The organism is Citrobacter sp. XT1-2-2 (assembly GCF_023516235.1).
Lineage (GTDB): Bacteria > Pseudomonadota > Gammaproteobacteria > Enterobacterales > Enterobacteriaceae > Citrobacter > Citrobacter werkmanii.
The window spans coordinates 933927-957526 of record NZ_CP097324.1 but is presented as its reverse complement, the minus strand read 5'-3'; the positions used below and the strand labels follow the sequence as shown (position 1 = coordinate 957526).

The window sequence follows — 23600 nt, the reverse complement described above, 5'->3', positions numbered from 1 at the left end:
CATGCTCAAAACGATATCACCCTTAATTTCTCCCGACCTGCTGAAGGTGCTGGCTGAAATGGGTCACGGCGATGAGATTATCTTTTCCGATGCCCATTTTCCGGCTCACAGCATGGGACCGCAGGTGATTCGCGCCGACGGTCTGCTGGTCAGCGATCTGCTGCAGGCGATTATTCCGCTTTTTGAACTGGACAGCTACGCCCCGCCGCTGGTGATGATGGCGGCAGTAGAAGGCGACGCTCTCGATCCTGACGTCGAGGCTCGCTATCGCCAGGCGCTTTCCTTACAGACCCCCTGCCCAGACATCACGCGTATTGACCGTTATGCCTTTTACGAACGCGCGCAAAAGGCGTTTGCGATCGTTATCACAGGAGAACGGGCAAAGTACGGGAATATTCTTTTAAAAAAAGGGGTAACGCCATAATCTCTGGTCAGCATGCCCGTCTGGTACGGGCATTCTGCATAAAATGAGGATCAGAACATGAAAGCGGCGCGCCAGCAGGCCATCGTAGATCTGCTTACCCACCACAAAAGCCTGACAACCGAAGCCCTGTCTTTGCAGCTTAACGTCAGCAAAGAGACCATCCGCCGCGATCTCAGTGAATTACAAACCCAGGGCAAAGTGCTACGCAATCATGGACGGGCCAAGGCCATTCACCGGAAAAATCAGGACAGTGGCGACCCGTTTCATATTCGACTCAAAAGCCACTATGCGCACAAAGCGGATATTGCGCGGGAAGCGCTGGCATGGATTGAAGAAGGAATGGTGATCGCCTTAGACGCCAGCTCAACCTGCTGGTATCTGGCACGTCAGCTACCGGACATCGACATTCAGGTTTTTACCAACAGCCAACCCATTTGCCAGGAATTGACAAAACGCGAACACATTCAGCTCATTAGCTCTGGCGGCCGCCTTGAACGTAAATACGGCTGTTATGTTAATTCCGCGCTCATCTCGCAGCTAAAATCCCTCGATATCGATCTGTTTATTTTTTCCTGCGAAGGGATCGACAGCGACGGCACGCTCTGGGACTCCAATGCCACCAACGCAGACTTCAAATCCATTCTGCTTAAGCGCGCATCGCAATCTTTATTGCTGATCGATAAAAGTAAGTTTAATCGTTCCGGGGAGGTCCGGATTGGGCGTCTGGATGATGTGACGCATATCGTGTCAGATACGCAGCTGATTGAAACAACATAGACCGGATAAGACGTTTACGCCGCCATCCGGTCTATGTTTAGCGTTATCGCTCGTCCCGGCGACCGCCGACGGCCGCCCACAGACGACGCACGTGTACGGTCACTTCTTCCCGATCATGATACAACTGACGCGCCTGCATCTGGGCATTGACGCCATGCTCATCAAGCTGTGCCTGGATAAAGGCCAGATTCTGCGATACCTCTTCATAACGTTTTTTCATCGGCAGCTTGAGGTTGAAGATCGTCTCGCGACACCAGCCGTTGACCAGCCACTGCGCCATCAGCGCGGCAACCTTCGCCGGCTTCTCCACCATGTCGCACACCATCCATGAGATGTTGTTACGATTCGGGCGATACTTAAATCCGTCTTCGCGCAGCCAAGTGACCTGCCCTGTATCCATCAGGCTTTGCGCCATCGGACCATTATCCACGGAATAAACCCACATGTTGCGTTTAACCAGTTGATAGGTCCAACCGCCCGGACACGCGCCTAAATCCACGGCATACATGCCGTTGGCCAGACGCTCGTCCCACTCATCTTCTGGAATGAACACATGCAGCGCCTCTTCCAGCTTCAGCGTTGAGCGGCTCGGCGCATCGGCCGGGAACTTCAGGCGCGGAATACCCATGTAGAACGGGGAGTTATTGTCAGGCCAGGAATAACCGGTATAACAACAGCCAGGGGCGATAAAGAAAACATGAACCACCGGACGTTTCGGCGTTTCATATTTTGCCAGTACGCCCGCTTCGCGCAGCGCCGCGCGCAGCGGTACGGTAAATTTACGGCAGAACTTAACCAGCTCTTTGCTTTCATTGGTGTCGGCGACTTCGACCCGCAGATCGCCGCCTTTTTCCACCACGCCCTGCAACATGCCGACAATTGGCGTAATACGGTCTTCCGGCGGTAAATATTGCAGCAGTTCGCCCACCACAAACATTTGACGGGCAAAAATCAACGAGCTAAACGGCAGCTCTTTCACTAACTTTTCGGCATCGTCCTGCTGATAGCATTCGAAGATCACATAACCCGCATTGTCTTTTACACGGGCGAAACCGAAGATTTCCCGACGTCCTGCTTTATCCGTAATTTCTGCGGCGCACTCTTTTTCAAAACCCGGGCGACACAACAATACAACCTTATTCATGGCTAACGCCCTTACGTTTCAATCGAATAGCGCCCACTAACATCAGCGCCCAGCCCACAAGGAAGCTGAAACCACCGACGGGGGTAACAAACGCCCACAGGCGTAAATGAGAGAGCGCGAGGCAATACAGGCTGCCGCTAAACAGCACCGTTCCTAATGCCAGAAACACGCTACTCCAGTAAAACCAAATGCTAATGCGTCGCTGCATGGCGACGGCCAGGCCGAAGATAGCCAGCGTATGAAACGCCTGATACTCAAGGCCAGTCTGGATCCAACCCATTTCTACGACACCCAGGGTTTTACTCAGAACATGTGCCCCAAAGGCGCCCAACGCCACAAAGATAAAACCACTTACGGCGGCAAAAATCAGCATAAAACGGCTGGTCATGTTAATACCCTACGTAATTTATTGTTCATAACGAAAGCGGAATTTTTCTTGTTCCGAGGCCGCTTTCGCCAGTATCCACTGACGGAAGGCGGCTATTTTACCCAGTTCTGCCTGACTGTCATGACAAACCAGATAAAACGCGTTTTTGCTGACCAGAACATCGTTAAACGGACAGACCAGACGTCCGGCTTCAATTTCGGACTGCGCCATAACGTTATTCGCCAGCGCAATCCCCTGTCCATGGATAGCAGCCTGTAGCACCATGGCGCTATGGCTGAAGATGGGTCCTTGCTGTACGTTGATATGATTCAGGCCAAGCTGGCGCGTATAGGCTTGCCAGTCACGCCGCGACGCATCGTGCAACAATGTGTGTTTTGCCAGATCATCCGGCGTCTTCAGGGGCTTATCACCAGTAAGTAACAGCGGCGAGCAGACCGGCAATAAATATTCTGCGTACAATTTTTCAACGCGCAGACCCGGCCAGTTGCCGCGTCCGTAGAAAATCGCCACATCAACATCGTCAGCCAGTTTGTCTTCCTGACGGTCCACCGCCTGGATCCTGACATCGATTCCCGGATAAGCTGAGTTAAAGCTAGAGAGTCTGGGCACCAGCCATTGGATCGCGAAACTGGGCAATAAACTAACGGTAAGCGCACCTTTTGCACTGCGTGCCTGAAGTTTACGCGTCGCGTCAGTTAATTGCGAAAAAATCTCTTTGATGTCGAGGAAATAGCTTTGACCCTCTTCTGTTAACAGCAGAGATCGATTGCGTCGACGAAACAGCTTCAGCCCCAGAAAATCCTCAAGTGACTTGATTTGATGACTTACTGCGGCCTGCGTCACAAAAAGCTCTTCCGCTGCGCGGGTAAAGCTCAAATGGCGCGCTGCGGCATCAAAAACACGCAATGCATTTAGGGGTGGTAATCGTTTTGACATGACTTTTAGGCTTTGATGTTAAATGAATTTAACAATTATCTAACAGGATGTAACCTATTAGTTTTTTTTATCTGAGCCATTATAAATTGTCCGTTGAGGTTCTACCAGCAAATACCTATAGTGGCGGCACTTCCTGAAGCCGGAACGAAAAGTTTTATCGGAATGCGTGTTCTGGTGGGCTTTTGGCTTACGGTTGTGATGTTGTGTTGTTGTGTTTGCAATTGGTCTGCGATTCAGACCATGGTAGCAAAGCTACCCTTTTTCACTTCCTGTACATTTACCCTGTCTGTCCATAGTGATTAATGTAGCACCGCCAAATTGCGGTGCTTTTTTTTGTCCGACTTTCTGTCGATGGCGACCGGTTAGTTATCCAGTTCTACCATCTCTTTCACATCGGTACGGTTGATCTGCTGTTTGTTGCCGTTAGCGTCTTTATACGAAATCATTCCCGTTTCATTGTCGGTCTGTGGCTTGCCATCAGATACGATTGATCGACCATCGTTGGTGTGCATCACGTAATTCGATCCAGAACAGGCGCTCAGGGCAAAAGTCAGCATACAGGCAGAGATAATTGCGGCAGTCTTTTTCATCTTCTTCTCCTTAAAGCGATTTATGCTATTAAAAACACACTCCGTAACAGGCAAAATTGCTCGCCTAACGCTATTTAGCATAAGACACTGTGAGGACTTTGCCAGGATATCCAGAGTATTCCGATGGTTAGCACAACCCTTGTGTCAGCGCCTGTTTTGCGCGACGATCGGTTTATTGAACTGAGGATGACCATGAACGCATTTAATCCCGCGCAGTTTCGCGCGCAATTTCCCGCACTCAACGATGCCGGCGTCTACCTCGACAGCGCTGCTACTGCACTGAAGCCGCAATCCGTGATTGAGGCGACCCAGCAATTTTATAGCCTGAGCGCCGGGAACGTGCATCGCAGCCAGTTTGCCGAAGCGCAACGCCTGACCGCGCGCTATGAGGCCGCACGGGAAAAGGCCGCGCGCCTGATCAACGCCCCGGATGACAAAACGATAGTCTGGACCCGTGGCACAACGGAAGCTGTCAACATGGTTGCCCAAAGCTATGCGCGTCCGCGCTTACGGCCGGGCGATGAGATTATCGTCAGCGTGGCGGAACATCATGCCAATCTCGTTCCGTGGCTGATGGTGGCAGAGCAAACGGGCGCTAAGGTAGTCAAACTCCCGCTCAACGCCCATTTGCTACCGGACGTCGAGCGTCTGGTTGAGCTCATCACTCCGCGCAGTCGCATTCTGGCGCTGGGGCAGATGTCGAACGTCACCGGCGGTTGCCCGGATTTAGCCCGCGCCATTACGCTCGCCCATGCGGCTGGCATGGTGGTGATGGTTGATGGCGCGCAGGGAATTGTGCATTTTCCCGCTAACGTGCAGCAGTTAGATATTGATTTCTATGCCTTCTCGGGCCACAAGTTGTATGGCCCTACCGGTATTGGCGTACTGTATGGTAAGCCAGAATTACTGGAAGCCATGTCACCGTGGCTCGGCGGCGGCAAGATGATTAGCGAAGTCAGCTTTGACGGTTTCACCACCCAGGCGGCCCCCTGGAAGCTTGAGGCCGGTACGCCTAACGTAGCTGGCGTCATCGGGCTAAGCGCGGCGCTCGAGTGGCTGGCGGACATTGATGTTGCGCAGGCCGAAAACTGGAGCCGGGGTCTGGCGACGCTGGCAGAAGACGCCCTGGCGAAACGTCCCGGTTTTCGTTCCTTCCGTTGTCAGGACTCCAGTCTGTTAGCCTTTGATTTCGCTGGCGTTCATCACAGTGATATGGTGACGCTGCTGGCCGAATATGGCATTGCGCTGCGCGCAGGGCAACACTGCGCACAACCACTGCTGGCGGAGCTGGGCGTATCCGGGACCCTACGCGCCTCTTTTGCGCCCTATAATACGCAAAGTGATGTGGATGCGTTGGTCGCAGCCGTTGACCGCGCGCTGGAAATATTGGTGGATTAATGACAAGCCCTTTATTCGCCGGACACCCGTTTGGCACAACCGTAACGGAAGAGACGTTGCGTACTACGTTTGCCCCGCTCAGCCAGTGGGAGGATAAATATCGTCAGCTAATTCTGCTGGGTAAGCAGCTTCCGGCGCTGCCGGAGGCGCTAAGGGCGCAGGCAAAAGAGATAGCGGGATGTGAAAACCGCGTCTGGCTGGGATATACCCTGCACGAGAATGGCACCCTGCATTTCTTCGGCGACAGCGAAGGCCGTATTGTACGCGGGCTGTTGGCGGTATTGCTCACCGCCGTTGAAGGTAAAACCGCAGCCGAGTTACGGGCGCATTCACCCATGGCGCTATTTGACGAGTTAGGGTTAAGCGCGCAACTCAGCGCCTCGCGAAGCCAGGGCCTGCATGCGTTGAACGAGGCGATTCTTGAGGCTGCCCGGCAAGCCGGATGACGACGGCTGATGCGTCTTATCCGGCCTATAACACCGCACGAACTGTAGGTCGGATAAGCATAACGCCATCCGACACAATCAACTCTGGCGCGCCGCTTTCGCCATCATCTTCTTCAGCGCATGGGAAACGGCTACAAAGCCAAAGGTAGCCGTCACCATGGTGGCGGCGCCAAACCCTGAGGCGCAATCCATACGTTTTGGCCCTTCCGCCGTCGCCTTCATGGCACACACCGAGCCATCTGCCTGCGGGTAAACCAGCGCCTCGGTCGAGAACACGCAGTCCACGCCCAGCTTGCCTTTACTGTTTTTCACCACGCCAAAATCACTCTTCAGTCGCTCACGCAGCTTGGCCGCCAGCGGATCCTGAATGGTTTTTGCCAGATCAACCACCTGAATCTGCGTCGGATCGATCTGCCCGCCCGCACCGCCGGTGGTTACCAGCGGAATCTTATTACGCCGACAGTACGCAATGAGCGCCGCTTTCGGGCGCACGCTGTCAATCGCATCGATGACATACGAATAACCCGCATTCATATACTCCGCAACGTTATCTGGCGTAACAAAATCATCGACCACGTTCACCCGGCACTCCGGGTTAATCTGGCGGATACGTTCCGCCATCACCTCAGCTTTTGCTAAACCAACGTTATCGCGCAGCGCATGGATCTGACGGTTAGTATTGGTGACGCAAACATCATCCATATCGATGAGCGTAATCGCGCCAATGCCGGTACGCGCCAGCGCTTCCGCCGCCCACGATCCCACACCGCCAATCCCGACCACGCAAACATGCGCTCCGGCAAATAACTGCAGCGCATTTTCGCCATACAGCCGCGCCGTGCCGCCAAAACGCTGACGCCAGGCGTCACTGATAACCACAGACATAGAACCTCAAATATAGAAAACAAAAAGAGCGGACAAATACCGCCCTTGATGACTGCATCACTGCCTGATGGCGGCTACGCCTTATCAGGCCTACTCAGTAATGTAGGCCGGATAAGCGAAGCGCCATCCGGCAATTAACCGCTAAATACGTTACCCGCGTTGGCCGCTGTTTTCAGCACCCATACGCGACCGTAGTGATTATACCACCCGGCACGATGTCCGGCGTCAGCGCCAATGCCCTGATAGATATCAAAGTGCTGGCCTTTAATCGCACCGCCCACATCCAGCGCCACCATCAGGCGCAGTTCATATTGACCGGTGAACTTACCGTTATTGTCCAGCAAGGGGACTTCCGCCAGTAACGTGGTGCCCGCAGGAATGATACTGCGGTCAGAAGCCACGGATGCGCGGCCAATCAGCGGTACCGCGCTGGCCCCTTTCACCGGCGCAAAAGATTGCGGCTTAAAGAAGACAAACGATGGGTTCTGCTCCAGCAGCTCACGCACTTCGGCCTCGCTGTGCGTCTCTCCCCAGTGGCGAATGGCCTGCATCGACATATCTTCTTTTTTCACTTCGCCACGATCAATCAACACCTTACCGATACTGCGATAGGCATGGCCGTTTTTCCCGGCATAGCTAAAGAAGTTTAGCGGGCTGCCGTCGCCAAAATCGATATAGCCACTGCCCTGAACATCCATAATAAAGTTGTCCATCAGGGAGTTGCTGTACGCCAGAATATAATTATCGCTTAGCGCGCCTGCGTAGATCTCGGCACGAGAGGGTAAACGTCCGCGTTTTGGCGGCATGCGATAAATAGGATACTGGAACTCGCCCTGACGCGTGTGGCGCGCCTGAATAACCGGCGTGTAATAACCCGTAAACTGGACGTTACCGTAGTTGTCCGCCCCTTCCATTTGCCACGCGTCAATACCAAACTGACGCATGCTGCGCGTATCACCGCCCGCACGTAACCATTGCTGGATAGCGTTGTAGACGTTGCTCTGGTTACCGTACAAACGCGGCGAAGCGCTGCGAATTTGATTAACCTGCTCGGCGAAATCACCGGCATTGATTGGCGCGCCAACCGCATCAGGCTGGTTCACCAGTGAGAAAGGCTGGGTAAATTTCCCGTCTTTATACTGCTGCCCACGATCGGTGGGTTTTGAGGAACACGCGGCAAGCATCGCAACGACTGCTCCCGCCAGAAGATATTTTGCCCAACGTCCTTTCATTGTTCTCGTCTTATGTTGCCTGAATGCGAGACGAAGATAACAAACCCCCGTACCTAATGAAATGCGTATGCATACCCGAACGCAAATTTTGCGCAAAAAATAATCCAGAATACGTTGTTTTTGTTCATTTTCACCCTTAAAACGTGATCAAGGTGAAAAAAGGGTTGCATGAAAATGCGAGCAGAGTATAGTGCGCATCCACGGACGCGGGGTGGAGCAGCCTGGTAGCTCGTCGGGCTCATAACCCGAAGGTCGTCAGTTCAAATCTGGCCCCCGCAACCAATTAAAATCAGAAGCAGTAACGTTACTCGATGGAAGAGTAATGACGGACGCGGGGTGGAGCAGCCTGGTAGCTCGTCGGGCTCATAACCCGAAGGTCGTCGGTTCAAATCCGGCCCCCGCAACCAATCATATTTGCTGCAATATTTTTGCAAAGTAGTTCGAATCACAGCAAGGCGGCGACGCAGTGAATCCTTAGGAGCTTACTCCAGTAAGTGACTGAGGTGAACGAGGAAAGCCAACGTAGATGTGGTTTGAAATAAAAAGCAAAAAGACGGACGCGGGGTGGAGCAGCCTGGTAGCTCGTCGGGCTCATAACCCGAAGGTCGTCGGTTCAAATCCGGCCCCCGCAACCAACACATTAAGCACCTTAACGGGTGTTTTTTTGTATCTGTCGTTCGTAAAAAAAAGCGCTTTTCAGCGCTTTTTTGTTATCCCCTTCTCGCCAGCGTCGCACCATCGGCAAAGTAGGCTTTAATCCCTGCCAGAATCGACTCCGCCACTTCCTGCTGGAAGGTCGCCGTCTTCAGCTTACGCTCTTCTTCGACGTTACTGATAAATGCCGTTTCCACGAGGATGGAGGGAATATCCGGCGCTTTCAGCACCGCGAACCCGGCTTGCTCAACCTGATTCTTATGCAGGTTGTTGATTTTACCAAGCTTATTCAGCACAGCTTTGCCAAACTTCAGGCTGTCGGCGATGGTCAGCGATTGCACCATATCGAACATGGTGTGGTCGACATAACGGTCACCGCTTTTGCTAACGCCACCGATGAGATCCGAGGCGTTCTGGGTTTGGGCCAGATATTTTGCCGCGGTACTGGTCGCCCCTTTAGTCGAGAGCGCAAACACCGATGAGCCGCTGGGTTGCCGGCTGGTAAAGGCATCGGCGTGAATAGAGACAAACAGGTCTGCACGCTGTTTCTGCGCTTTCGCCACACGCACTTTTAGCGGAATGAATATATCTTCATTACGCGTCATAAAGACCTTCATGTTGCCCTCTTTTTCAATAAGGGCTCGCAGGCGACGGGCAATTTGCAGTACCACATCTTTTTCACGCGTCTTATATTTCCCCACCGCACCGGAGTCTTCTCCACCGTGCCCGGGATCCAGCATAATGACAATCGGACGATCGCGCCCCGCTTTACCCGGCTGCGGACCACTTTGCGCAGGCGGCACCTGTTTATCCAGATCGCCCTTGTTGTAATCTTCAAGCAGCGCCAGCAACGGATCCTGAACATCCTGCGCATTGGCAGGATAAAGATCCATGACCAGACGCTCTTTAAAACCGGCGACGGGGGCCAGGGCAAAGAGTTGCGGCTTCACATTCTGTTTCAGCTCGAACACCATCCGCACGGTCTGCGGGTCAAATTGCCCGACTCTCGCCGACTTAATATAGGGATCGTCAGGACGAATCTGCGCGCCGATGCCCTTAAGCACCGAGTTCAAATTAACGCCTTCAATATCGACAACCACACGCTCAGGATTACTCAGGGCAAACTGTTTGTATTTCAGCAAACGGTTGGATTCCACCGTGACGCGGGTATAACTGGACGCAGGCCAGATACGAACGGCAACGACCTGACTCACGGCAGCCAGACCAACCTGACTGACGCTCAAAAGCCACATAGCACCCGCACCTTGCAGTAAACGACGGCGACTGATTGCTGAATTGGATCCCGACATGCTTCTCCCGAGCAAAAGAAATCTTTATTGAAGTAATACGTAAAACGTCCGAATTGACCGGAAACTTTAACGAATGACGCATAATCTGTCATCTATAAAAGGGTAAACATTCTTTTTATATTCACGGCATTACTGAAAAAAATCTTCGGCATGAGTAAAAATTACGCTTGCGCACAGCACCAAAACAGAATAAAAATACACAAATTACGAATAATCATGCAATGAGGGTGTACCGTGGTGAAGGAGCGTAGAACCGAACTGGTACAGGGATTCCGCCATTCTGTTCCCTATATCAATACCCATCGGGGAAAAACGTTTGTCATTATGCTGGGCGGCGAAGCCATCGAGCATGAAAACTTTTCCAGTATCGTCAATGACATTGGGCTTCTTCATAGCCTCGGCATCCGCCTTGTCGTGGTCTATGGCGCACGACCGCAGATTGATGCCAATCTTGCGGCGCATCATTATGAGCCGGTGTACCACAAAAATACGCGCGTCACCGACGCTAAAACCCTGGAGCTGGTCAAACAGGCTGCGGGATTGCTCCAGCTTGATATTACCGCCCGCCTGTCGATGAGCCTGAATAATACGCCATTGCAGGGTGCGCATATCAATGTGGTCAGCGGTAATTTTATTATCTCCCAGCCGCTGGGCGTTGATGACGGCGTAGACTACTGCCATAGCGGGCGTATTCGTCGTATTGATGAAGAGGCCATTCACCGTCAACTGGACAGTGGCGCGATAGTCCTGATGGGGCCAGTCGCCGTTTCCGTTACCGGTGAGAGCTTTAATCTGACGTCAGAAGAGGTCGCCACGCAGTTGGCTATCAAACTGAAGGCGGAGAAAATGATTGGCTTTTGCTCCTCCCAGGGGGTCACCAACGATGATGGCGATATTATTTCCGAATTGTTCCCTAACGAAGCCCAGGCGCGCGTCGAGTCACAGGAAGAGAAAGGTGACTACAGCTCAGGTACGGTGCGCTTCCTGCGTGGTGCGGTGAAAGCCTGTCGCAGTGGCGTACGCCGCTGCCACCTGATCAGCTATCAGGAAGATGGCGCGTTGCTGCAGGAACTGTTCTCACGCGATGGCATCGGTACGCAAATCGTGATGGAAAGCGCGGAGCAAATTCGTCGCGCCACCATTAACGATATCGGCGGTATTCTGGAGCTGATCCGTCCGCTGGAACAACAAGGCATTCTGGTCCGCCGCTCCCGCGAGCAACTGGAAATGGAGATCGACAAATTCACCATTATTCAGCGCGATAACCTGACCATCGCCTGCGCCGCACTGTATCCTTTCCCGGAAGAGAGGATTGGCGAAATGGCCTGCGTGGCGGTACACCCGGATTACCGTAGTTCGTCACGTGGAGAAGTATTGCTGGAGCGGATCGCCGCGCAGGCCCGGCAAATGGGGCTGAGTAAACTGTTCGTACTGACCACCCGCAGCATCCACTGGTTCCAGGAGCGCGGCTTCACGCCGGTGGATATCGACCTGCTGCCGGAAAGCAAGAAAGAGATGTACAACTATCAGCGGCGATCAAAAGTGCTGATGGCTGATTTGGCCTAGGCGTGGCTGCCGGATGCGGCATAACAGCCTCATCCGGCCACAGCTACATCATGCCGTCATTAAATAACGCCGACAGTCCGCTGCGGCGTTCGGTACGCATGACAATTGCCCCGCCCAATATTCGTTCATCGGCATACAGCGACAGACGGCGGCGCGCGCGGGTTACGGCGGTATAGACCAGCTCGCGGGTAACCACGGGGGAATGCTGGCTGGGTAAAATCAGCGCCGCATGGTCAAACTCAGAGCCCTGCGATTTATGTACCGTCATCGCCCAGGTGGTTTCATGCTCAGGCAAGCGGCTGGGTTGCACCGACTTAATCGAACCGTCCGGCAGCGCAAACCACACCCTCAGCCCTTGTCCGCGATCGAGGGCAATGCCAATATCACCGTTAAATAACCCCAGCGAACTGTCATTGCGCGAAATCATCACCGGTCTTCCCTCATACCAACGACTGTGCGTCGAACGGTGAATTTTACGTTTTTGCGCCATCACCTGCTCAATGCGCTCATTCAAACCGCCTACGCCAAACGGCCCTTCCCGCAAAGCGCATAGCAGCTGATACTCATTGAAGGCCTGAATGATGGCATCCGGCGCGGCGCCCTCATGCAGTAAATCCAGGTAGTGCCCATAACCTGCCAGCGCCTCATCCAGCATCGCGGCGTAATCTTCACTGCTGCGTAACGTGCGTTTTTCGATATCGCTGAATCCCTGCTGGAAAACCGTTTTTACCGCAGCTTTGTCACCGCGATTAATCGCAGCAGCCAATTGACCGATCCCAGAATCACTGCCGAAACGATAGCTTTTTTGCAGCAGACACAAGCTGTCACGCAACGCCGCCGCCTGAGTACCCGTTCCCGCCGGAATAGCGCTACCGGTCAGGCGACTAAGCTGCCGGGCACGTTCCGGGGTAAATCCTTCGCTGACAAAAGCACAGATATCCCCGAGCACCGCCCCCGCCTCGACGGAGGCGAGCTGGTCACGATCGCCGAGAAAAATCACCCGCCCGTGCGGCGGTAGGGCATCGATAAGGCGCGACATCATCGGCAAATCAATCATTGAAGCTTCATCCACCACCAGCACATCCACATGCAGCGGATTCCCCGCGTGATGACGCAAGCGCTGGCTGCCGGGCTGAGCGCCTAATAACCGATGCAGCGTACTGGCATCATCGGGAATGCGTTTCTTTTGCTCATCGGTAAGCGGCAGTTCTCGCAACGCCGCTCCCAGCGAGGCGGTCAGACGCGCAGCCGCTTTTCCCGTTGGCGCCGCCAGACGAATACGGCAGCGTTCACCGTCCGCCATCTGGATCAACGCCGCCAAAAGTCTCGCGACCGTTGTCGTTTTTCCGGTGCCCGGCCCGCCGGAGATCACTGATATACGGCGGGTCAGCGCCACAGCAGCGGCCACCTTTTGCCAGTTAACGCCTTCCGATGATGGAAACAGCGCCTCCAGCGTGTCAGTCAGCCGTTGTTCATCCACCTCAATGGCATGGTTAACTTCACTGAAAAAACGCGCCACCGCGCGTTCGTTATGCCACATGCGGTTCAGATACAGGCGATCGCCGTACAGCACCAGCGGGGTCGGTTGCTCGCCATGGCTTACTGCCCCGGAGGCCAGCAAACATTCCGCCCAGTCTTCAGGCTCGCCCATCTCAGCAAGCCAGGCGCTTAACAAAGGATGAGCATCTTCGCGTAAGGATAATCGCGAAAGTGGTAAGCAGACGTGCCCTTCTCCCGCTTCGCGGCTGAGCAATGCCGCAGCCAGCGCAACCGCAGGATTACCATTTCCGGCCACTGCCAGCGCAAACTGGGCATCCAGAGGCCGGAGCTGTTTTTGTTCAACAGCTTCCAGTAATCGTTTCTGGATTGTCATGACATCTCCTCCAGCTCCGCACCGGCAAACATCTCATCCATCAAAGCGATCAATTCTCCGTCTGGTCGGGTGGCGTAAATTCCCTGCTGCGGATCCTCGCCATCAACGCCGCGCAGGAAAAGATAGATAACGCCGCCAAAATGGCGTTCATAGTCATAATCAGCAATGCGATGGCGTAAGTAGCGATGCAGCGCCAGGGTATAAAGTTGATATTGCAGGTCGTAGCGATGCGCCTGCATGGCTGAGGCCATCGCCTGCTGCGTGTAGGCTGCGCTGTCTTCACCCAGCCAGTTAGATTTGTAATCAAGCAGGTAATAACGCCCCTGATGACGAAACACCAGGTCAATAAACCCTTTTAGCATGCCGCGTACCTGCATAAAATCCAACGCAGAGCAGCCCGCTGAGAGCGGATCGTATTTACGGATCAACGCATCAAGTCGGCTGGCCATCAGCGGCTGCGAAATCGGCAGATAAAACTCCATCTCCACCTGTTTTTCACGGGCGGAAAGTTGGCTCAAACTGACGCCCGTCTCGTTAAGAGGCGCCTGCAAAATGGCGTCCAGCCATGCGGTCAAAACCGGCGTCCAATGCGCGTCATAACCGCCCAAGGCCAGTTTTTCCTCGACCCAATGCGGATCTACCGGTTGGGTAAAATCAAGGTCCTCAAACAGGCTATGCAAAAACGTGCCCGGCGAGGCGCCGCGCGGAAATTGATGCGGGGTGAGTCCTGACTCCGCAATGACCTCGCCAACGCCTGCGGCATCAACATCCAGGCGCGGGATCAGATCCTGCGCGATTCCATGTCCGCGCTGTTGCAGGCCGGAATAACTGGTCACGCGCCAGCCATCGCCGGGGGTGCGTTGCAATATTCTCGCACTCAATGTGGCGCTGACCGGCTGTGCAACCTGCCAGCGCTCACCGTCAGGTTGACCTGGCGTCAGGCAGGCAATATCGTCGCAACCCAGTGCGTCAATCGCGCCACGCAGTCCCACGGCATCCATTGGCTCACCTTTTTGCAACAGACGACCAAGGGCGCTCTGATGCACATCGGTATCCCCTTTTTTATCGCCCCGACGACGTATCAACGGCGCAACGCCAAGGCTGCAGTGCCATACCGAACGGGTTAGCGCAACGTAGAGCAAGCGCAGGTCTTCCGCCAGGCGTTCAGCCTCTGCCAGCTCAACGCTCTCCCTGGCATCACTGAGGTCCAGTACCGCTTCAAAGGAGCTGCGATCGTGGTAGAACGCCTGATCCTGGACGCGGAAATTCGTGATAAACGGCAGCCAGACCAGCGGGTATTCCAGCCCTTTCGATTTATGAATAGTCACGATTTGTACCAGGTGCTTGTCGCTTTCCAGTCTGAGCTGCTGGCTTGACGCATTGCTGTCCGGTTCAAGAATATGCTGGGACAACCAGCGCACCAGCGCATGCTCGCTTTCCAGTTGCGATCCCGCTTCCTGGAGCAGTTCGCTGATATGTAAAATATCGGTTAGACGGCGTTCGCCCCCTGCCGTCGCCAGCAGGTTTTCCGCAATCTGGCGATTTGTCATCAGCGCACGCAGCATCGGCATGACGCCGCGTTTATGCCAGATTTGACGATAGCCGTCGAATTCTTCAACTACCGCATCCCAGGCATTCTCATCGTTATTTAATGCTTCAATATCCTGCGCATTCAGCCCCATCATTGAGGTCGCCAGCGCGCTACGCAGTGTGTTTTCACGTTCCGGCGTCATCACCGCTTGCAGCATCCACAGCAATTCCTGCGCTTCCAGCGTTTCAAATACGCTGTCACGGTTGGAAAGGTAGACGGAGGGAATCGCCAGTTGCGTCAGGGCATCGCGGACCAGCGCCGCCTCCTGGCGGCTACGAACCAGTACGCTGATGTCTGAGGCGCGTACCGGCCTGGATGCTTTACCGCTGACTAGTTGCGCATCACCAGAGTGTCCGGCCTTCAGCCAGTCGCGAATTTGCGTCGCGCACACCTGCGCCATGTAGTTCTGGTAGTCGCCTACGCCACAACTTTCCCCTTCCATCAGCCACATACTCATTGCGGGCTGCGTTTCACCGTGTAAAACAAACCGCAGCGACTGGTTTTTCTCTGCAAATTTTACCGGGCTAAAGGGGATTTCGCGGAACATAAAGGCGTCGTCCATCTGGCTGAAAAGCGTATTCACGCTATTGACCATGCCGGGGGCAGAACGCCAGTTGGTATCGAGCGTATAGTGTGCGCTGACTTCGCTGCGCGCCTTCATATAGGTGAAAATATCCGCACCGCGAAACGCATAAATAGCCTGTTTGGGATCGCCAATCAACAGCAGCGCGGTCTCTGGCTGATGCTGCCAGATCCGGCGGAATATGCGGTACTGCTGCGGATCGGTATCCTGAAATTCATCGATCATCGCGACCGGGAAACGGGTACGGATAGCCGCCGCCAGCGCATCGCCGCTGTCACTGCGCAACGCCGCATCCAGACGGCTGAGCATATCGTCAAAGCCAAGCTCGCCGCGTCGACGCTTCTCCTCAGCAACAGCGGAACGGATCTCCGCCAGCGCCCGGGTGATCACCAGATCGCGGAGAGTTAACGGTTCGCTAAGTAGTTCATCAATGGCGACGAAAAGCGGGTGCTGAGGCGTTACGCCCCCCGCTTTGGTGCGCTCTTGCAGAAAACGCTGTGAGAATTTCTCCAGCGCGTCAGGAAGCTGGTAACTCTGGGTTTCTTCCTGTGCCCATGCGCTGATCTTTTCGATCCACTTGCTCTGGTTACCGCGATTGAATTTACGTCGGTCGATCCCTGAGGCTTCCAGCAGACCGTCCAGCTCATCAACAGAGCCGCGCCATTGCTGCTTAATCCGGTTAATGCGGGCGAGAATTTGTTCGTGTCGGGAGGCCAGCGTTTCGTCATCGGACGGGGGAGCCTTGATCACCGGCGCTTCGCCCTGCAGATAGCGATCGATATCCCTCAATAGCGCCTGAGGACCTTTCCACGTTTCAAAAATGACCTGCGCAATGTCGCGGGACAACGGATAGCAATGCCGCCGCCAGAAGTCCGCGCACGCCTGATAACGCAGCAGTGATTCGTCTTCAATCAGTTGCTGTTCAAACAGCATGCCTGACTCAAAGGCGTTGAGGCTCAGCATGCGCTGACAAAAACCATGAATGGTAAACACCGCCGCTTCATCCATCTGTCTTTCAGCCAATAGCAGCCACTGGGCGGCCTGTTTTTTATCGGCTATTTCGTCTAACAAACGGGCATATAGCGGGTTGTCGGTGGTTTCACGCAGGCAGGCAATGCGCAGCTCATGAATGTTGCTACGAATTCGGCCACGCAGTTCCTCTGTGGCCGCCTCGGTAAAGGTGACCACTAACAGTTCTTCAACGGTCAGAGGACGTGGAAAGGCGGCAGAGCCGCCCAGTCCAAGCAGTAAACGTAAATACAGGGCGGCGATGGTAAAAGTTTTACCGGTGCCCGCAGAGGCTTCAATCAGGCGCTCGCCCGTCAGGGGCAAGCGCAGTGGATCAAGGGACTCAGCGGCATCATTCATTCTTGTCACTCATCAGGGGTAAGGTTTGCTGCAACGCGCTGACGGTCTGCCACACTTTCCAGCCTTCCGGGCGCACGTATTCTGCTTTCCCGTTCTGACTGCCGGAAACCTGTGACAGTATCGCCATGCCTTGCGGCTCAACCACCGCCTGATGGAAGAAGTCGGCAAGTTTTTGCGGCGTCAGCAGTTTAATCTGAGCCACTATTTTATCACGTGAATCGAAGCGCATATTGCCGCGATCAAAATCTTTGCTTAACTGTGAGGCTTCTTCCCCCAGCGTTTGCGGCGCCTGTAGCATTTGCGCAATGATCGCCTGCTGAATTTGTGCAAACTCTTCAGGTTTCATTGTCCGCAGCTTCGCTTCCGCCGTCGGGAAAAATGCTTTATAACGCTCCCAGAGGTCAGACGGTTGCTTATCACTGCTTTGTAACAGGAACCCCATCCCCCACTGACGCCCAACGCTCATCGGGAAAGCAAATACGGCATAGCCTAACTGCTCTTCAGTACGCAGTTGGTTGTAGAACCACGGCTGAACAATTTGCCCTAACATGGCGCTGTAGGCTGAACTGCTGTATTCGTCATAGCCAGTTGGCACAAATACCGCCGCCAGCGCAGAATCCGTGCTGCTGCCCGCTTTCTCAAAGATGACGGACTGCTTCTTGTCCACGACCACTTCTTTGTTCCGGCACCACTGCGAGCCCTTCGCGCCAAGCTGTTTCTGAATATCCTGCGCCATGGTTGTAGCCTGAGCTTTGCTCATATTACCCACCACCAGGAACTCAGGCCGCGCCCCCGCTTTTAACGCATCGCGGTAGGACATCACCTCTTGCAACGTAATGGATGGCAATAGCGCGCGACGTTCATCGCGTGAGAAATAGGGCACCTGAGACAGCATTTGCACCGGCATAATCGCCTGATCGTAGGCTTTACCTTTTTCCGCAGAGTCCATCATCTGGGCGTACCAGGATTTCGCCTGTGCCAGTTGTTCATCCGTTGAGGTGTAGCTGAAATAACCGCTCAATAACGCCTGAAAAAGCTGCGGCAGACGTTGAGTGTAACCGTTAGCGTTAAGCATCAGACCATTGTTAGCGTTGGTCGAAAAACCTATTCCCCCCACCGATGCCTGGTTGCTTAACTGATCGAGCGCGATTCCCGCCAGGTAATCGTTCAGGGCGAATAATACCTGGTTGCGCGCGCTGTCCATCGCTTTCGGGTTACGCAGGATCACGCTGACATCAGCCTTCGGCTCGCTGGCAAAATACTGGCTCGGCGCATACACCACGCGCAAATCCGGCTCATCGACGATCAGTTCCGGGTGAGCGTATTTTTTATCCGCTTTGATCAGCGTGAAATCATCCGGAATGTAGGGGTTCAGCTCTGGCAAAGACAGCGCAATGCCCTGTGCTTTTTGCTGCCAGTCAGCAAAGGTTTTGTCGCTGATTTTGTCCACCTGATAAGGCGCATCGACAAAATAAGCGGTTTTATTATGCGGTTCTTTCGCGCTGATATACCAGATACGCGCATTCTGCGGCGTCATCATTGCCAGACGTTGCGCAATGGCTTGCGCATCATATTGGTCGGCAATATTCACCGCATCCAACGTATGCTCGACGGGAACGCGGATCATGGTATCAGCCAGCCATTCCACGTAGTCCATATCACGAGTGATTGAAGGATAACGGAAATCGAGATCCAGCACGTGTGCCAGTTCGTTAAAGTAGCGTTTATCGACGCCTTTCTCACGTAACAGATTGAGATAGCTAAAGATGGCCGCAACAACTTCATCGCGGTTCGCCAACCCTTTGTCGGTTAACGTCGCAGAAATGGCTAATACCCCGCTGTTGCCATTCACCACCGGATCGGAATCGGCGCGAATGCCCTCCACCAGCCCCTGTTTTTGCAGCCAGTCGGACAGCGTACCAGGACTACGATTGCCAATCAGGTAGGTTATCAGTTCATCAGTTTTACTGCGGAACTTTGCGCTGTTGTTATCGATACGAAACTCGACGCGCAAGACTTTGCGCGGCATCGCCGGCACATAGTGGATGATGATGCCTTTCTGCGCGTCGGTGACAACCGGTACGGTGATTTCCGGTTTTTCGATATTTCTGTTCGGTACGCGGCCGAAAGTATCAGCGGCTATCCGCGCCAACTCTGGCAGTGGTTTATTACTATAAATCACCGCCTTCATCAGGTTCGCGGAGTAGTACTTTTCATGAAATTTTTGTAATGCCAGCACCACCGGGTTACCCGGTTTATCGCTTAATGTCTCCAGATTTCCGCCGGAGAAACGCGAGCCAGGGTGCGCCGGGTTGATCGTCTCAGCGCTAACCTGCGCCATACGCATCCCATCCCGGGTACGCGCCAGCGTCAGCTCGGAGTTCACCGCGTTACGCTCGCGATCGGCATATTTTTTATCCAGCAACGGATCGGCGATCGCGTCCGCCAGCCGATCCACTGCCCCCACCAGCGCGTCGTTTTCGACTTCAAGATAAAAAGCCGTACGGTAAGGCGCTGTGCTGGCATTGTGGCTGCCGCCATGCATTTTCAGGAATTCAGCCAGGCTGTCGGGCTGCGGGTATTTTTTCGAGCCCATCAGACACATGTGTTCGAGATAATGCGCCAGCCCCTGATGATCGTCCGGATCTTCCAGCGAGCCAACAGGCACCACCAGTGCAGAAAGGGATTTCACGGCCTGCGGATCGGATACCAGCAACACGACCATGCCGTTATCAAGGCGCACGGCCTGATACTGGCGGGTATCTTTATCGCTTTTACGGATGGTTTCAGCTAAAGGCTGCCAACCGGTATCTGCCTGACTTACGGGAACCCAAAGGGCGACGAACAACAGTAATGCGCTGAACCAGGTGCTGCGGGGCATTCACAAACCTCATCATTAACGTATTCACCTGTTCACTGCAAACCACGTATCAATACGTGGCATGAACAGGGCAAGACTTCGTGCTGAACAAGTCAGCATCTTCTCTTTTTAAGAATCAGTCCGTGACAGAATGCGCATCATAGTGGAAGCCATCAAATTGCGCAATTTTTATACAACCATCAGGACTGGTTAAAGCGAAAAATCGGTAACAGATAGCGCTGTGACTGTAAAACAATGCGTTCCAGCGTCTCGGCATCCAGTTGACGCCACAGGCGTTGATACCAGATATCATCGCCTTCGCCACGAACCATCATGTTGCCTTCATAAGCCTGCAAAAACTTACTGCGCGCTTTTTGCAACGTATCGTCGTCCTCTAACATGGCATCATTTGCAGCGTCATAACAGGTTTTTATCCATGCGCCGCCGCTTTCTGGTAATACCAGCAATGGCGACGACATGCCTTCCCGATATCCCTCAATGAGCTGCGACAAATACAGCAGCGCCTGTTCTGCCGCCAGTGGAGGGAAACGCCATTCCCCGTCTTTGCGCAGGAACAACCGACTCTCTCCCGTACCGCCACTGGCACAATAGACAAGATGTTCCAGCCAAAGTTGCACCCCCTGGGCAATGCTTATCAAAGATGGGCGCCAGCGCAACAAACCGTCCTCTTGCACCTGCGGCAACCAACCGGTGATTTGCACACCGTTACAGATGAGATCAATCTCCATGCTCTGGCAAGGCTGACGGCAGGCGATAATGCGTTCAGCCAGCGACTGCATCTCCTGACGCTGCGTATCCCACAGAATTTCGCCAAATGACCCATAGGGCAGCACGCCTGCCGCACGAAAACGGCGAAACAGTCGTTCAGCATCGTTCTCTTCAACCAGCGTGTTAAGCAATTGCTGATTAAGCTGATAGCGAGTTAATCCTTCCAGAACAAAAGGTTCTGTTTCCGGGATCTCACTTTCTTCAGAACGAAAGTTGACCTGCAAACGCATCTGAAAAAAGGCCCGTACCGGATGAGCCCAAAATCGCTGTAGCGTTTCCAGCGTTAACGTGGCTGGCATTTCAAAGGGGAGAGGCTGCACAAAATCCGTGTGCGCTTTTCCTGACAGGCTCGCCGCAGGCAGCCACTCCCGGGCATAGCTTTGCTGTTCGCCAGGCTGATAGTTTTGTGCGTCAAAAGGCATGCGGGTATGCAGACAGGTAATGTGCGCTTTTACCCGGGCCTCGCTTTGATCGCAGGTCAACGATTCGTCGCCCGGCAAATAGTGGCTTTGCCCGATGTAATCCATCAGTTCCTGCACCAATACCGACGGGAAGCGTTCGCTGTTATCCTGAATTGAGCGGCCAATGTAGCTGATGTAGAGCGTTTGCTGCGCCGAAATTAATGCTTCGAGGAACAGATAACGGTCATCATCGCGACGGCTGCGATCGCCCCGCATCGGTTTTTGACTCATCAGATCAAAGCCCAGCGGCGCAAGCTGACGCGGATAAACGCCATCGTTCATGCCCAGCAGGCATACAACCTTAAAAGGAATAGAGCGCATCGGCATCAGCGTACAAATGTTAACGGGCCCTGCCAGGAAGCGCTGGCTAATGCGTTCCTGGTCGAGACGCTGCGCCAGCTCATCACGTAGCAAGGAAAGCGGTACGGCATCGCCATACTCAGCCCCCAGTCCTTCAGTAATAATGGCCTGCCACTGCTGTTCAATCAGCGTCATCGCCGCTTCGGTATCCGCATCCGGCAGGAAGAAATCATTAAGCATGTCCCGACAAACAGGCAGCCACTCTTCCAGCGGGCGCTCCTGCGCCAGTCCTCGACGCCAGAGATTAAGCTGCATCAGCAACGAGGCCAGATGCCCTACCAGTTCCGCAATCAAACCGCTCGACTCATCATAGGGCAATACCGATTGCCACTCGCCCTGGGCGCTTTCCATCGCATAGCCGAGCAGCATGCGCGTTAAACCAAATTGCCAGGTATGCTGACCCGTTGGCGGAAGTTCCAGCTCACGCACGTTATCGTCGTCAATTCCCCAGCGAATACCTGATTCATTGACCCACAAACGAAGATAGCGCAGACCATCTTCATCAATATTGAAACGTGCCGCCAGCACGGGTACATCCAGTAATGCCAGCACATCCTCAGAGACAAAACGGCTATCCGGCAGCGACAGCAGACTGATAAAGGCCTGCAAGACGGGATGAGACTGACGCGCCCGACGGTCGGAAATCGCATAGGGTAAGTAACGGTCGGCTGGCGCGCTGCCAAAAACCGCCTGAATGAACGGGCTGTAGCTGTCGATATCCGCCACCATCACGATAATGTCGCGCGGCGTCAGCGTGGGATCTGCTTCCAGCATTGCCAGCAGTCGGTCATGAAGAATTTCCACTTCACGCTGAGGGCTATGGCAGACATGGAAAGTCACGCTGCTGTCGTTCACATCAAGCAGTCGTTTGTTGTCGCTCCGGGAATACTCGTCCAGCGTAACGCCCGCCACGGCCCGGCTTTGTAACTCGAGAATATCCGACTGAATGTTATGCAAAAGATTGTCTGGGGTTATATCGACAAACGCATCCAGCTCCTGGCTGTTTTCCAGTTCTGAAAGCAGATAAATATAATCACGTCCCAACTTACCCCACGAGGCCAGCATCGGGTTGCCTACATCCTGCTCACCATCACTGTTAAACAATCCTGCCGCATTCTGAGTATCACGAAACAGCGGCAGGTGACGTTCTTCAAAACTGTGCCGACGCTGACGCGCCAGCAACTTTGCCAGCCAGGCGGGATCTTTAATGTCGCCCCAATAGTAGCGACAAGGGTTGGTAAACAGCAGATGAATATCAATGTGCTTACCCAACGCCTGCAAGGCCTGCAGGTAAACCGGCGGTAGCGCCGAAATTCCGCAAATAAAGACGCGAGAAGGCAGCCCCTGCGGACATTCAGACGCATTTTCCAGGGTGTGAATAAATCGCTGATATAAATTGGCGCGATGCCAGCGCGGTTGACCCAGTTCAGCGGTGTATTCCACCAGCGCTTTCCACAACGGCGCCTGCCATGCCTGAGCCTCGCCGAGTCCTTCAATCTGGCGCCCCGCTTCCCACTGCGTTAACCAGTCAGGGCGATAAACTAAATACTGATCGAAAAGGTCCGCCGCGCGAGAGGAAAGCTGAAACAGCTTACGTTTATCGGTGTCGTCCGTCAGATAGTGTCGCAGCAGTGCGAAGTCATCGTTATCCAGCAATTGCGGCAGCAGAGTCATTAACTTCCAGCTCATGCTCTGTTTGCTGAACGCGCTCTCTTTCGGGATATCCGGCAGCACGCGCACAAACATATCCCAGATAAAACTCGCGGGTAGCGGGAAATCGATGTTGGCGGCGATACCGAATTTCTGTGCAAGGGTCATCTGTAGCCACTGCGCCATACCGGTGCTTTGCACCAGGATCATTTCCGGCTCAAAGGGATCGTCCAACCGCTCGCGCTCAACGATAAACTCCATTAACGCTTCCAGCACATCCAGACGATTGGAGTGGTAGACCCTTAACATAGCGGC

16 protein-coding genes and 3 tRNA genes are annotated in these 23600 nt (G+C 54.0%); 8 read left to right on the top strand and 11 right to left on the bottom strand.

Annotated elements, in window-relative coordinates:
• Window position 1 precedes the first annotated feature (1 nt).
• Window positions 2-424, top strand: coding sequence for an L-fucose mutarotase (gene fucU, locus M4I31_RS04655; RefSeq protein ID WP_006686989.1), 423 nt, complete (start codon window positions 2-4; stop codon window positions 422-424).
• Between the two features lie 57 nt (window positions 425-481).
• Window positions 482-1201, top strand: a complete 720-nt coding sequence (fucR, locus tag M4I31_RS04650) for an L-fucose operon activator (RefSeq protein WP_085048804.1) — start codon at window positions 482-484, stop codon at window positions 1199-1201.
• Window positions 1202-1244: 43 nt separating this feature from the next.
• Here the strand turns inward: fucR and rlmM are convergent, their stop codons facing one another.
• The 4 genes from rlmM to M4I31_RS04630 all read right to left on the bottom strand — a co-directional run bounded on the left by rlmM (window position 1245) and on the right by M4I31_RS04630 (window position 4259).
• Window positions 1245-2345, bottom strand: coding sequence for a 23S rRNA (cytidine(2498)-2'-O)-methyltransferase RlmM (gene rlmM, locus M4I31_RS04645; RefSeq protein WP_085048803.1), 1101 nt, complete (start codon window positions 2343-2345; stop codon window positions 1245-1247).
• Complete coding sequence (locus tag M4I31_RS04640; RefSeq protein WP_003034037.1) at window positions 2338-2733, bottom strand: DUF423 domain-containing protein; 396 nt, start codon at window positions 2731-2733, stop codon at window positions 2338-2340. The genes rlmM and M4I31_RS04640 overlap by 8 nt, the downstream gene beginning before the upstream one ends.
• 18 nt (window positions 2734-2751) lie before the next feature.
• Window positions 2752-3669: a glycine cleavage system transcriptional regulator GcvA gene (gene gcvA, locus M4I31_RS04635; RefSeq protein WP_038633269.1), complete on the bottom strand. Its 918-nt coding sequence runs from the start codon at window positions 3667-3669 to the stop codon at window positions 2752-2754.
• Between the two features lie 362 nt (window positions 3670-4031).
• Window positions 4032-4259 carry a YgdI/YgdR family lipoprotein gene (locus tag M4I31_RS04630; RefSeq protein ID WP_016154261.1) on the bottom strand — a complete coding sequence of 76 codons (228 nt, stop codon included), beginning with the start codon at window positions 4257-4259 and terminating at the stop codon, window positions 4032-4034.
• Between the two features lie 192 nt (window positions 4260-4451).
• On the opposite strand from M4I31_RS04630, the gene csdA reads away from it, so the two are divergent.
• Both csdA and csdE read left to right on the top strand, forming a co-directional pair.
• Complete coding sequence (gene csdA, locus M4I31_RS04625) at window positions 4452-5657, top strand: cysteine desulfurase CsdA (protein ID WP_085048929.1); 1206 nt, start codon at window positions 4452-4454, stop codon at window positions 5655-5657.
• Window positions 5657-6103 carry a cysteine desulfurase sulfur acceptor subunit CsdE gene (gene csdE, locus M4I31_RS04620; RefSeq protein ID WP_069324527.1) on the top strand — a complete coding sequence of 149 codons (447 nt, stop codon included), beginning with the start codon at window positions 5657-5659 and terminating at the stop codon, window positions 6101-6103. The genes csdA and csdE overlap by 1 nt, the downstream gene beginning before the upstream one ends.
• 78 nt (window positions 6104-6181) lie before the next feature.
• Here csdE and tcdA read toward each other — a convergent pair whose 3' ends face one another.
• On the bottom strand, window positions 6182-6988 hold the full coding sequence (tcdA, locus tag M4I31_RS04615; protein ID WP_038633280.1) for a tRNA cyclic N6-threonylcarbamoyladenosine(37) synthase TcdA: 807 nt from the start codon (window positions 6986-6988) through the stop codon (window positions 6182-6184).
• Window positions 6989-7122: 134 nt separating this feature from the next.
• Window positions 7123-8220, bottom strand: a complete 1098-nt coding sequence (gene mltA, locus M4I31_RS04610) for a murein transglycosylase A (protein ID WP_042310759.1) — start codon at window positions 8218-8220, stop codon at window positions 7123-7125.
• A gap of 205 nt (window positions 8221-8425) precedes the next feature.
• On the opposite strand from mltA, the gene M4I31_RS04605 reads away from it, so the two are divergent.
• From M4I31_RS04605 to M4I31_RS04595, 3 genes are all read left to right on the top strand, one after another.
• A tRNA-Met gene (locus tag M4I31_RS04605) sits at window positions 8426-8502 on the top strand.
• Between the two features lie 48 nt (window positions 8503-8550).
• Window positions 8551-8627: transfer RNA gene (locus M4I31_RS04600), tRNA-Met, on the top strand.
• A 151-nt stretch (window positions 8628-8778) separates the two neighbouring features.
• Window positions 8779-8855 (top strand) — tRNA-Met (locus M4I31_RS04595).
• Window positions 8856-8930: 75 nt separating this feature from the next.
• On the opposite strand, the gene amiC is transcribed toward M4I31_RS04595, so the two are convergent.
• Complete coding sequence (amiC, locus tag M4I31_RS04590; RefSeq protein WP_042310761.1) at window positions 8931-10184, bottom strand: N-acetylmuramoyl-L-alanine amidase AmiC; 1254 nt, start codon at window positions 10182-10184, stop codon at window positions 8931-8933.
• Window positions 10185-10418: 234 nt separating this feature from the next.
• Here amiC and argA point away from each other — a divergent pair, with 234 nt between their 5' ends.
• Complete coding sequence (gene argA, locus M4I31_RS04585; protein WP_038633289.1) at window positions 10419-11750, top strand: amino-acid N-acetyltransferase; 1332 nt, start codon at window positions 10419-10421, stop codon at window positions 11748-11750.
• A 43-nt stretch (window positions 11751-11793) separates the two neighbouring features.
• Here the strand turns inward: argA and recD are convergent, their stop codons facing one another.
• The 4 genes from recD to recC form a co-directional block, all read right to left on the bottom strand.
• On the bottom strand, window positions 11794-13623 hold the full coding sequence (gene recD, locus M4I31_RS04580; RefSeq protein WP_085048802.1) for an exodeoxyribonuclease V subunit alpha: 1830 nt from the start codon (window positions 13621-13623) through the stop codon (window positions 11794-11796).
• Window positions 13620-17165 carry an exodeoxyribonuclease V subunit beta gene (recB, locus tag M4I31_RS04575; protein WP_085048801.1) on the bottom strand — a complete coding sequence of 1182 codons (3546 nt, stop codon included), beginning with the start codon at window positions 17163-17165 and terminating at the stop codon, window positions 13620-13622. The genes recD and recB overlap by 4 nt, the downstream gene beginning before the upstream one ends.
• Window positions 17158-20046, bottom strand: a complete 2889-nt coding sequence (gene ptrA / locus M4I31_RS04570) for a pitrilysin (RefSeq protein ID WP_085048800.1) — start codon at window positions 20044-20046, stop codon at window positions 17158-17160. The genes recB and ptrA overlap by 8 nt, the downstream gene beginning before the upstream one ends.
• A 179-nt stretch (window positions 20047-20225) precedes the next feature.
• Window positions 20226-23594, bottom strand: a complete 3369-nt coding sequence (gene recC, locus M4I31_RS04565; protein ID WP_085048799.1) for an exodeoxyribonuclease V subunit gamma — start codon at window positions 23592-23594, stop codon at window positions 20226-20228.
• Between the last annotated feature and the right edge of the window lie 6 nt (window positions 23595-23600).

Excerpts from the sequence above, each read along its gene's own strand:
- fucU (WP_006686989.1), top strand. The coding sequence starts at position 2 with ATGCTCAAAACGATATCACCCTTAATTTCTCCCGACCTGCTGAAGGTG.
- fucR (WP_085048804.1), top strand. The coding sequence starts at position 482 with ATGAAAGCGGCGCGCCAGCAGGCCATCGTAGATCTGCTTACCCACCAC.
- rlmM (WP_085048803.1), bottom strand. The coding sequence starts at position 2,345 with ATGAATAAGGTTGTATTGTTGTGTCGCCCGGGTTTTGAAAAAGAGTGC.
- M4I31_RS04640 (WP_003034037.1), bottom strand. The coding sequence starts at position 2,733 with ATGACCAGCCGTTTTATGCTGATTTTTGCCGCCGTAAGTGGTTTTATC.
- gcvA (WP_038633269.1), bottom strand. The coding sequence starts at position 3,669 with ATGTCAAAACGATTACCACCCCTAAATGCATTGCGTGTTTTTGATGCC.
- M4I31_RS04630 (WP_016154261.1), bottom strand. The coding sequence starts at position 4,259 with ATGAAAAAGACTGCCGCAATTATCTCTGCCTGTATGCTGACTTTTGCC.
- csdA (WP_085048929.1), top strand. The coding sequence starts at position 4,452 with ATGAACGCATTTAATCCCGCGCAGTTTCGCGCGCAATTTCCCGCACTC.
- csdE (WP_069324527.1), top strand. The coding sequence starts at position 5,657 with ATGACAAGCCCTTTATTCGCCGGACACCCGTTTGGCACAACCGTAACG.
- tcdA (WP_038633280.1), bottom strand. The coding sequence starts at position 6,988 with ATGTCTGTGGTTATCAGTGACGCCTGGCGTCAGCGTTTTGGCGGCACG.
- mltA (WP_042310759.1), bottom strand. The coding sequence starts at position 8,220 with ATGAAAGGACGTTGGGCAAAATATCTTCTGGCGGGAGCAGTCGTTGCG.
- amiC (WP_042310761.1), bottom strand. The coding sequence starts at position 10,184 with ATGTCGGGATCCAATTCAGCAATCAGTCGCCGTCGTTTACTGCAAGGT.
- recD (WP_085048802.1), bottom strand. The coding sequence starts at position 13,623 with ATGACAATCCAGAAACGATTACTGGAAGCTGTTGAACAAAAACAGCTC.
- recB (WP_085048801.1), bottom strand. The coding sequence starts at position 17,165 with ATGAATGATGCCGCTGAGTCCCTTGATCCACTGCGCTTGCCCCTGACG.
- ptrA (WP_085048800.1), bottom strand. The coding sequence starts at position 20,046 with ATGCCCCGCAGCACCTGGTTCAGCGCATTACTGTTGTTCGTCGCCCTT.
- recC (WP_085048799.1), bottom strand. The coding sequence starts at position 23,594 with ATGTTAAGGGTCTACCACTCCAATCGTCTGGATGTGCTGGAAGCGTTA.